This window comes from Nocardioides sp. CPCC 206348, from assembly GCF_048654705.1.
Classification (GTDB): Bacteria; Actinomycetota; Actinomycetes; order Propionibacteriales; family Nocardioidaceae; genus Nocardioides.
Map to the genome: position 1 here is coordinate 3,974 of NZ_JBMCZA010000162.1, position 10,441 is coordinate 14,414.

Annotated in this window: 5 protein-coding genes; all 5 read right to left on the reverse strand. The window is 69.7% G+C overall.

Annotated features, from left to right (window positions below):
• A partial coding sequence (locus ACOADB_RS12025) for a DUF58 domain-containing protein (protein WP_378598570.1) occupies window positions 1–1,278 on the reverse strand: 1,278 nt, incomplete at its 3' end.
• A gap of 4 nt (window positions 1,279–1,282) precedes the next feature.
• Entirely contained in the window at window positions 1,283–2,254 is a 972-nt protein-coding gene (locus tag ACOADB_RS12030; protein ID WP_378598573.1) for an AAA family ATPase, read from the reverse strand.
• Between the two features lie 75 nt (window positions 2,255–2,329).
• Complete coding sequence (locus ACOADB_RS12035; protein WP_378598576.1) at window positions 2,330–8,473, reverse strand: Ig-like domain-containing protein; 6,144 nt, start codon at window positions 8,471–8,473, stop codon at window positions 2,330–2,332.
• The gene (locus ACOADB_RS12040; protein WP_378598579.1) at window positions 8,470–9,948 is read right to left on the reverse strand and encodes a serine/threonine-protein kinase; all 1,479 of its coding nucleotides are present in this window, start codon (window positions 9,946–9,948) and stop codon (window positions 8,470–8,472) included. Before ACOADB_RS12040 ends, ACOADB_RS12035 begins: the two co-directional genes overlap by 4 nt.
• A 1-nt stretch (window position 9,949) precedes the next feature.
• A partial coding sequence (locus tag ACOADB_RS12045; RefSeq protein WP_378598582.1) for an FHA domain-containing protein occupies window positions 9,950–10,441 on the reverse strand: 492 nt, incomplete at its 5' end.

A 10,441-nucleotide genomic window follows, 5' to 3' on the forward strand; every position in this document is an offset into this window, starting at 1 on the left:
TGAAACCCGTCGTACGGCGACGCCGAGCTCTTCGAGCCGTCCGACCGTCGCGACGGCGAGGTCACCGAGCCACCGCACCGACGGCTCCTGGCCGACGAGGCAGCGCATCGCGATCACCCGGGTGTCGACGGGCAGGTACTGGCGGGCGCGGCGCAGGTCGGTGATGGTCACGCCGGAGCCGACGCACAGCACCATCACGCTCGCGGAGAGCCCGTCACCGCTGAGGCGACGGGAGACGTCGACCAGTCGGCCGGCCTTCCAGTCGTAGGCGAGTCCGGACAGCCCGTCGAGGAACCGCTGCGCGCCTCCCGAGGGCAGCGTCCCGTGGGAGGACACGGCGCTGAGCTGCTGGCCGTCGGCGAGCGCCTGCGTCCCGAGCGAGCCGGCGACCGAGATCGCCATCTCGAACTCGTCGTCGTTGGCGTAGTCCTCCAGCCGCGAGCTCACCATCGTGAGCAGGTGCGAGCGGCGGGTCTCCTCGAACTGGCGGACCATGAGGGTGCCGGTCTTGGCGCTGGACTTCCAGTGGATGTGGCGGCGGTCGTCGCCGGGGACGTAGCCGCGCAGCGCGTGGAAGGAGACGTCGTTGTCCGAGATCTTCGGGACGGTGCGGCCCTCGAGGTCGCGCACCAGGCCGGCGGCCGACCCGTCCACCCGCAGCGTCTTCGGGTGGACGTAGAGGGTGTCCATCCGGTTGAGGTGCCGCTCGCGGCGCAGCAGCCCGAGCGGATCGGAACGCACCGCCACGACCGGGCCGACATCGAGCACGGCCCGATGGGCGGTCGGGATGGCGAAGAGCTCCTCGTGCATCGCGCCCGGCGCCAGCGCCGGGAGCTCGAAGGCAGCGCGACCTGCGCCGACCGGGAACTCGACGACGAGCGAGCGTGAGCGCCGCTGCGTCGGATTGGTCAGCGACAGGTAGCCGTTGGCCCGCTCCCCCACGATCACCCGCTCGCGCGCGAGGTCCAGGCGCGCCACCAGAGGCTGGCGCCCGACCACGAAGAAGATGGCGAGGAGCAGCACCGCGATCAGGAAGATCCCGCCGATCACCAGCTCGCGCCAGCGCAGCAACGGCCCGGCGACGACCAGCGCGATCGCCAGCAGCGCGACGATCCAGCCCGCGGCGGTGACCGTCTCGGTCACGGGCCGGGCCACCTCGCGCACCTTCCGGGTGCGCTCGACCATGCCGTCGCGTACGGCGCCCGCGACCGCCTGGCGGCGACGGGAGAGATCGGAGAGCGAACGGCGCGCGCCGGCCACCCACGAGCGGGGACTCATCGACTCAACGACCAACCGGCTCCAGCGGCACCGACACGCGCTCGAGGACACGTCGTACGACGTCCTCGGCCGTCGTACCCCGGAAGTCCTCCTCGGGGTCGAGGACCATCCGGTGCGCGAGGACGGGAACGGCCAGGGTCTTCACGTCGTCGGGGACGACGTAGTTGCGGCCGTACGACGCCGCCCAGGCCCGGGAGGCCCGCATCAGGGCGAGTCCGGCGCGGACGCTGGTGCCGAGGACGACCTCGGGTGCTTCACGGGTGGCCTCGGTGATGCTCGAGATGTACTCGATGACCGCGGGCTCGACGTGGACCTGCTGGGCGAGCTGGATCATGGCGAGGACGTTGTCGCCGGTGATGATCGGGCTGACCACCGCCGCGGCCTTGCCCTTGGGTGCGTTCACGAGGATCCGGACGGTGTTCTCGTGGTCCGGGTAGCCGAGCGACGTCTTGATCAGGAAGCGGTCGAGCTGCGCCTCCGGGAGCCGGTAGGTGCCGGCCTGCTCGATGGGGTTCTGGGTGGCGATCACGATGAACGGCTGGCCGACCGCGTGGGTGATGCCGTCCACGGTGACCTGGTTCTCCTCCATGACCTCCAGCAACGCCGACTGCGTCTTGGGCGAGGCCCGGTTGATCTCGTCGGCGAGGACCACGTTCGAGAAGATCGGACCCTTGTGGAACTCGAACTCCTGCGAGCGCTGGTCGAAGATCGTCACGCCGGTCACGTCGCTCGGCAGCAGGTCGGGCGTGAACTGGATCCGGTGGTGGTCGCCCTGGATCGTCTGCGCGATCGCGCGTGCCAGCGACGTCTTGCCGGTCCCGGGGTAGTCCTCCAGGAGCAGGTGTCCCTCGGCGAGGAGGGCGACGAATGCCAGCCGGACGATCTCGGGCTTGCCCAGGATCGCCTGCTCGACGTTGGCGACGAGCTGGGCGAAGGTCTGCGAGAACCACTCGGTCTGTTCGGTGGTGAGCGACATGGTGTCCTTTTCTTGCGCTGGTTCCGGCACGGGTTCGGGCACCGGATGGGGCAACGGATGGGGCAACGGATGGGGCTAGCGTGAATCTGTTCGTTCGAGGCCGCTGGTGCTGACCGTGGCGGAGCCCGAACCGGTGAAGCGGCAGTTGTTGCCACCGACCCGGTAGTCGAACGTGCCGTTGACGTCGCGGTTGTAGGGATCGCAGTTGTCGGCGTTGACCACGGCAAGGCCGCTGATCGAGATCGTCGCGGCGCGGTTCTCCTTCACGAACCCGTCGCCCCAGACGTGGATCCGGCATCGGCCGACGACGCAGTTATCGCTCACGCTGATCCCGAAGTCCTTGGCCTTCGACGTGCCGGTGATCGTGATCCAGTCGCTGTACTTCCGGTCGCCGTCGGCCGACGACACCGTTCGGACGTCGATGGACCTGGTCGCGCCACCCTCGGGGACGTCCGGCCGGTAGTGGAAGCCGGAGGTCTGGTCGACCCAGGCGCCGCCGTCCACCCGGTACTGGACCCCGGTGACGGGCATGCCGTTCTCGTCGCCCGCCGTCACCCTGAGGTCGACCTGGTAGTACTCGCCGCTCGTGCTCGACGTGTTCTCGGGGACCTCGGGCTTGCCCCAGGTGAGGATGTCGCCGAGGGTGTCATTCTGTCCCTCGACGGCACGGTCCCCGTTGTAGGTGACCGCCCACACGGTGATCGTGTGCCGCCCGTTGTCCGGGAACTTGATGGGCGTGCCACCGGACGGGGCCGAGCCGACCGTGGTGCTCCACCCGGTGCTGCTCTGCACCACGTAGTGGTGGATCCGCAGGCCACCGTCGTCGGCAGGCGCATCCCAGGCGATCGTCGCGGTCATGTCGGCCGGCGACGATCCGACCTCCCTCAGGCCGCGGACCGGACCGGCCTTGGTCCACGGGCGGCCCGAGACGCTGGGGCTCTGGTCGCTGGTGCCCGCATCGTTCCTCGCTGCGACCGAGAGCGTGACGGTCTCGCCCTTGCGGATGCCGTCGTTGGTGTCGAACGTCTTCGAGGACGTGGTGGCGGGGACCTCGTAGGTCGAACGCGCGCAACCCGAGCAGTTGATGACGTACGTCGAGACCGCGTTGCCGTTGCTCTGCGACTCCGACCACTTCGACCAGTCGATCCGCACCCAGGGCTGCTGGGTGAAGATGTCGGCCTCACTCGCCGTCAGCTGGGGTGCGCTGCCCGACCGCAGGGGGACACCGAAGGGAGCGACGGCCTTGGAGGCACCGGAGAAGTCACGCCGCGGCTCGACCTCGTTGACCGCGCGGATCTCGAAGGCGTACGGGATCCCGTTGGTCAGCCCGGGCACCGTGTACGAGGTGGCGCCGCCCTGTGCCTGCCAGGTGGTGCTGCCGCCGGCTTCCTTGATCTCGTACGACGTGATCGGCGAGCCCTCGTTGGTGGGCGGCGTCCAGCGCAGCGTGAGCTGCCGGTCCATCCGGCCGCCGGTGGGCTTCGACTCGACCACGATGGTCGGTGGCGTCATCAGGTCCGGCGCCTTGTTGGGGGTGATCTCCTCCGACGCAGGGCTCTCCTCGCCCCAGCCGACGGAGTTCTTCGCGCGCACGGTGAACGTGTAGGAATCCCCCGGGGTCAGGTCGGTCAGGCGGCAGGTCGTTGCCGGGCAGCTCCGCTTGTAGCCGCCGGACCCGATGACCTCGTACTCCTCGATGGCTGCACCGTTGGCCTCGGGTTCGCGCCAGGACAGCACCGCCGAGGAGGCCTCGACCGACGACAGCACCGGACGTGCGGGTGCTTCGGGCACGTCGAGCACGACCACGTAGATGCGCGCAGCGACGTCGCGGTCGCGGTCGTCGGAGGCATCGGACACGGTGACCTTGACCGTGGACCGGCCCGAGCCGTTCGGGGTGAACGAGACGGCGGAGCCGTCGACCTTCAGGCCCGACAGCCGGCCGTTGCCCTCGATCTTCGGGTCACTGACCTTGATCGGCTCACCCTCGAAGGGATTCACGGCGTAGTCGGCGATGTCGACGGACATCGACTCGCCCTTCTTCCCCGTGACATTGATGTCCGGCACCGTCAGCAGCGGCCGGTCCGAGCCCACGACACGCACCGTCACGGTTGCTTCGTCGGTGCCGCCCTCACCGTCGTCGGCGACGACCTTGACCTTCAGCACCTCGCCGTCATCGGCACTGGACGTGATGGACAGGACGCTGTCGCCCGGCTGGATGTCGGCCGACAGCCCGGGGTCGGCGGAGGCCACGGTGTAGGTCATCGCGTCGAGGTCGCCCTCGTTCGCGTCCCTGGTCAGGCCGGACAATTCGACCTCGGCCGGGTCGCCGTCGGCGGTGACGTCGACCGCCGCGTCGCGCATCGTGGGCGCGACGTTGCCGACCGGCTTGACGTCGATCGGGATCGTCAGCAGTGACGTGAGGGCGGCGTCCTCGGCCGCGGTCTTGCCGTCGCTCACGCCGACGGTGACCGACGCCGGCCCGACGTGTCCGCGGTTCGGAGTGAAGGACAGCGACGTGGGCGCACCCTTCACCGGGGAGGCAGCACCGTTCACGGCGCTCGGCAGGGTGCCGGTCTCGAGCCGGGCCTGGCGACCGGCGCGGGTGATGACCAGGTCCGTCAGGTCGAAGACGAGCGTCTCGCCCGCATCGACCTCGACGGGGATCAGGTCCTTGTCGGTCGTCAGCTGCGGCGGGACGTTGTCCGTGCCGGTGACGAAGATGACCCCGAAGGTGCCGGTGGACTGGTCGTCGGCGTCATCGAGGCGGTAGAGCACGACCTGGTCCTCGGCCGTGAGCGTGACCTGGACCGTCGTGTCGTCGTCGGTCACCTCGCAGGAACCCTTGCTGCCGGCGTCACAGTCGCTGACGCGCAGGTCGGCCTTGGCGCCGTCGAAGTCGAGGTCGTTGTCGAGCACGTCGATGTCGACCGTGTCGCCGGGGTCGCGGCCGATGATGTCGCCCAGCTCCGCCACGTCGTCGCGCGCGATCGGGGCGTAGAACGGCGCGTCCTTGCTCGCCGAGACCTTGAGCACCGCGTTGTCCCGGGAACCGGCGGCGTCCTCGATCGTGTAGCCGACGTTGGTCGCCTTCGCGCCCGTGTCGGGTGCATCACCGATCGGGACCTCGATGAACCCGTTCTCGTGCTTGACGTCCGTCGGGTTGAGCTCGTCGATGCGCAGCGGGTCGTCGTCGGGATCGACGTCGTTGGTGAGCACGTTGTAGGAGATCGTGCGGTTCGGCTGGACCAGGACGGTGTCGTCGAGCGCGACCGGCGGCTGGTTCTCGACCTCTTCGGGTACGACGCCGACCCGCACCTCGGCGATGCCCTCGGCGCCGTACTTGTCCTGGACCCTGATCTGGAAGAAGTCGGTGCCGGTCTTGCCCTCGAACGCCTCGTAGCGGATCCAGTCCACGCCGGTGTCGAGGATCCGGCCGTTCTGCGGAGCAGCGACGATGCTGCGGAACGCCACGGCGTCACCGTCGGGGTCGGCGCCGATCAGGTCGACCGAGATCACCTTGGGCCGGCCGCTGATGACGCGGTCGATGATGGGCTGCGGCAACGGCGGGTGGTTGTTCTTCGCGGAGTCGGCGACGACGTAGATGCTCACCTCGGCGCTCGCCCTGAGCCCGTCGTCGTCGCGCACGCCGTAGAAGACCGAATAGCTGCCCGGTTCCTCCGGTGCCCGCAGCCGCAGCGTGTCGCCGGCCACCCAGACGTCGAGGTCCTGGTCGTTGCGGAGGTCGTCCTGGAACAGCCGCGGCTTGCCGCCGTCGGAGTCCGAGTCGTTGCCCAGCACCGGGATCGTCGTGACGGACCCGGCGCGCACGGTCACCTGGTCCTTGTTGGCGACCGGATGGCGGTTGGCCTGGTCGGACCGTCGCTGGGCCACCACCAGGTGCCCCACGGTGGAGCTCTTGCCGTCGGACACGACGTACTCGACCGTGGCCTGCTGACCGATGATGTCGTTCGCCGAGCTGACGACGGCGAGCCGCTTGTCGACGATCGACACCTTCACGCCCGGGATCGAGGGCCGTCCGATCCGCTTGACCACCAGCACGTCGCCGTCGGGATCGAGGTCGTTGAGCAGCAGGTCGACCTGCGCCGTACCGCCGGGGCTGATCGTGGCCTTGTCGCGGACCGCGACCGGTGGCCGGTTGTCCTTGGGTGGGGACTCGATGTCGAGGCGGATGAACGACGACCTGGTCGCCGACGAGTTGTAGGCGGAGTACTCCAGGTAGTAGCTCCGGGCCCGGGACGACTTGAAGGTGAAGGTGCCGGACTCGAGGTCCTTGGAGATCTGGGTGCCCTCGTCGTTGCCGATCACCTTGACGCTCTTCAGCGTGAGGTCGCGCCCCTCGGGGTTCCGGTCGTTCGTCAGGGGCTGGACCACGACCTGGGCGCCCGCGACGCCGGAAGCGAGGTCGGCAACGAGCTCGGGTGGTGCGGTGTCGCCGAGCACCTGGACGGGCAGCTTCCCCTGGATCACGTCGAAGCTGTCCTCGATCGTGTACTCGATCTCGGTGACCTTCGCTCCGGCCCCGGTGTCGGAGAACGTGATGGTGCCGTCCGGCCGGAACTCGACCTCGCCGCCGCGCGCCGTCGCGTCGGCCAGCGTGAGGTCGTCGCCGTCCGCGTCGAAGTAGTCCGCCAGCACGAAGTAGTTCGACGTGGCGCCGCGGGCGACCTTCAGCCGGGGCTTCCGGTCAGGCATCATCTTCGGCGGCGTGTGCTGGGAGTCCTTGCGGATGGTCAGCCGGACCTCCGCGAAGCGCTCCTCGTTCACCCGCCCGTCGCTCACGTAGTAGCGGAAGACCGAGGTGCCCTCGGCGTCCGACGGTACGGCGACCTGGAACTGGGTTCCGCCGCCGACGATCTTGACCTCGTACTCCGGTCCGCTGATGTGCTGCGTCTTGGAGATGCTGATGATGTCGCCGTCGGGATCGTGGTCGTTGAGGGCGACCACGGGCAGCACGGTCGCCCGACCCGGGCGCGCTCCCAGGTCGTCGTTCTCCGGCTCGGGTGGCCGGTTCTCCTGGTCCGGGATCTTCTCGGTCGTCTCCTTGAGCTCCGACCGGTTCTGGTTCTCGGGGGCGACCTGGGGCCAGTTGTTGATCTTGGCCTTGCCGGGCTCCTGCACCAGCCAGCTGTCGCCGGTCCTGGCGTCGTTGAGGACCACGACGTCGCGATTGACCCGGAACCGGAGGTCGGCACCGGGCTGCATGCCCGGGATCGGCGTCTTGTCGTCGAACCTGTTGTTCTCACAGTCGCGCAGGTAGTTGTCCTGCGAGGTGGGGTCGGCCCAGGCCGCGTACACGCACTCCGCGCTGTCCAGCACGACCGGCGCCGCGGGCGCGCCGGCGACGGCGCCGCGACTCGTCTTCACCAGGTCCCCGCCCTTGAGCGGAGTCACGAAGAGGCCCTCGCGGGTCGCGACGTACACGGCCTCGCCGTCGCCCGAGGGCTGTTGGAGCTCGACCAGGGTGGTGTCGTCCGTCGGCAGTGCGACCGGGTCGGCACCGGGTCGCGTCAGCTCGTTCTCCGGGCGGTTGAAGAGGACCGGGGTCTGGCCGACGACGGTCAGCGTGACGAGCTCCGGGTCGGTGGGCAGGACGCCCTCGCCGCCGAGGTCGATCTCCTCGTCGGCGACCGCCTCGCCGTCCTCGATCGTGAACGGGGTGACCCGGCCCTCGCGATCGAGCACGTAGGCCCGACCGTCGGTGCCGACGGCCGCGGAGAGGGCGTTGGTGATGTCGGGCTTGCTCGTCTTCGGAGAGAAGCTCGAGAACTGGTTCTCCGGTCGGATCCAGGCCTTGCCGCTGAGGTAGTCGACCACCGCGAAGGTGTCGCCGCCGTGTGCGACGACGGCTCCGGTCGTCAGCGACGTGGGCTCCTTGACGGCGGCGAAGGCGACGTCGACGGGCTTGATCGAGCGATCCGTCGAGGCGTCGTCGACGAAGAGGCTCGTGGCGCGCTGGAAGATGTCGAACCGGGTGCTGCCGGCGTCGACACCGAGGTCGAGCTCCTTGATCTGCGGGTTGAGCCGGGCCACCAGGCCGAGGTCGTTGTTGGTGACCCACACGCCGCCGTCGTTCAGCTCGACCTCGGTGAACGGCTTGCCGTCGTACCGGTAGGCGAGCACGACGAGGGTGCCGATCAGCAGCGCAAGTGCTGACGCGGACGCGGTCCTGCGCCACCGGCGCCTCGTGGGGTGCTTCATTCTCCCACCACACAGACCGACTTGGAGAGCGGCGAGGCCTGGCCCGCGGCGCGGGAGACGGCCACCTGGAGGCAGACCGTGGCGTCCTTCTGCACAGTGAGGGTCCTGTTCGTCTCCGACGTGTACTCGGCGTCCGTCACATCGACACCATCGCCCGTGAACACCAGCTTGAACTCGTCGCCTTCGCGGGGCTCGACCTGCTCCCAGCGGAACGTCCAGCGGGTTCCGTTGCCCGACTTGCTCACCACTGGTGCCTCGGGCACGTCGATCGCCTCCACCGGGTCAGCGGGTGCCTCGCCCCGGATCGGTCCCGTACTGTCGTCGCCGCCACCGGAGTCTCCCGCCACGAGCGCGTACCCGACGCCGGCCACGATCGCGGCGACGACGACGCCGATCGCGATCCGGGCCGGCAGACCGAGCTTCGTTGCTTCCTCACGGCGAGGTGCGGTACGACGGCCGGAGTGCCCGTCCGTCTCGACCGGCGCTGCGCCCGGGATGCGGGTCACCTCGTCGAACGCCGGCTGCACCGGCGCCGGGCGGGCGCTGACCGCGGCCGGGATGATCACCGAGACCGGGCGGATCAGGGTGCGCGCATCGTTGGGGTGCTCCTCCACCAGGGCCGACGGCGAGGCGTCCATGACCTCGAGCCGCGTGGGCGACTGGCGCAGCTCGATCTGCACGTCCTGCAGCTGGCGGCCCAGCGCCATCGCGGAGACGGGACGCTTCTGGACCTGCAGCGACATGCCCCGCCGCAGGATGTCGACGAGGGAAGCGGGTACGTCGGGCCGACGCAGTGGCGTCAGCTGACCGCGCTCGATGCGGGAGATCAGGTTCGCGTTGTCGTTGGGGCCCTCGCGGCGTTCGAACGGCGAATGCCCGATGAGCAGCGAGTAGAGCGTCGCGGCCAGGGAGTAGACGTCGCTGCGGACGTCATGGCTGTCGGCCGACAGCGACTCCGGGGCCGACCACGGGATGGACAGGCCCTGACCGGCTGCGCCGGACTCCCCCACGACCGACGCGATGCCGAAGTCCGTCAGCAGCGGGACGCCGAACGTGCTGGTGAGGATGTTGTGCGGCTTGATGTCGCGGTGCAGGATCCCGGCCCGGTGGGCGGTCTCGACGGCACTGGCGACCTTGACCCCGATGTCGAGCACCTCGCCGACCGGGAGCGGCTGGGCGCGGTAGCGCTGCGCCACGTGCGGCGGCGGGCAGAACTCCATGACCAGGAACGCGCGACCGTCGGAGCTCACCCCGGCCTGGTAGATCGGCACGATCGAGGGGTGGTTCGACAGCTGGGCCATCACGTTGGCCTCGGCGCGGAACAGCTCGAGCGAGCCGGTGTCACTGCCGCTGCGCAGCACCTTGATCGCGACTTGTCGGGTCGGCAGGTCCTGCTGGTAGCGGAAGACGTCGGCGAAGCCACCTTCACCGACGCGGTCGATGAAGGTGAAGCCCGGGATCTCTGGCGCCTGCATGTCAGCGTCCCGGGGCCGGGACGACGGTGGCCGTCAGTCCCTTGGACAGGGTGAGGACGTCACCGATGGAAACCTCGGTGGCGACACCGGGCGGGAGCGGGATCGGCGGCCGGCCCGGACGCGTGAGCAGGGTGCCGTTGGTCGAGGTGTCGGTGACGGTGATCCGCGCGCCGTCCGCCGCGACCTCCAGGTGCGTGCTGGAGACGTACGGGTCGTCGACCGTGACCAGGGCGGGAAGGTTGGCGCTGCCGCCGACCTGCTGCACCCGGGGGCTGCGGCCGATCAGCACCCGCCGGCGGACCTGGACCACACGTCCGGTGGAGAGCTCGAGGGAGATCATCGGCCGTGCCGGTTGCGTGGGCGTGATGACGGTCGCCGCCGGTTGGCCCTCCCGCATGGCCTGCATCTGGGCCGAGGTGATCGTGCGGCCGTCGTGCTCCGGGGAGGGATCGCCCGCCTGCGGGGTCGGCGGAACGTACGGCGGCGGCATCGG

What these genes read in the sequence shown, in the direction of transcription:
- ACOADB_RS12030 (WP_378598573.1), bottom strand. Translation starts at nt 2,254, where the DNA reads ATGTCGCTCACCACCGAACAGACCGAGTGGTTCTCGCAGACCTTCGCC.
- ACOADB_RS12035 (WP_378598576.1), bottom strand. Translation starts at nt 8,473, where the DNA reads ATGAAGCACCCCACGAGGCGCCGGTGGCGCAGGACCGCGTCCGCGTCA.
- ACOADB_RS12040 (WP_378598579.1), bottom strand. Translation starts at nt 9,948, where the DNA reads ATGCAGGCGCCAGAGATCCCGGGCTTCACCTTCATCGACCGCGTCGGT.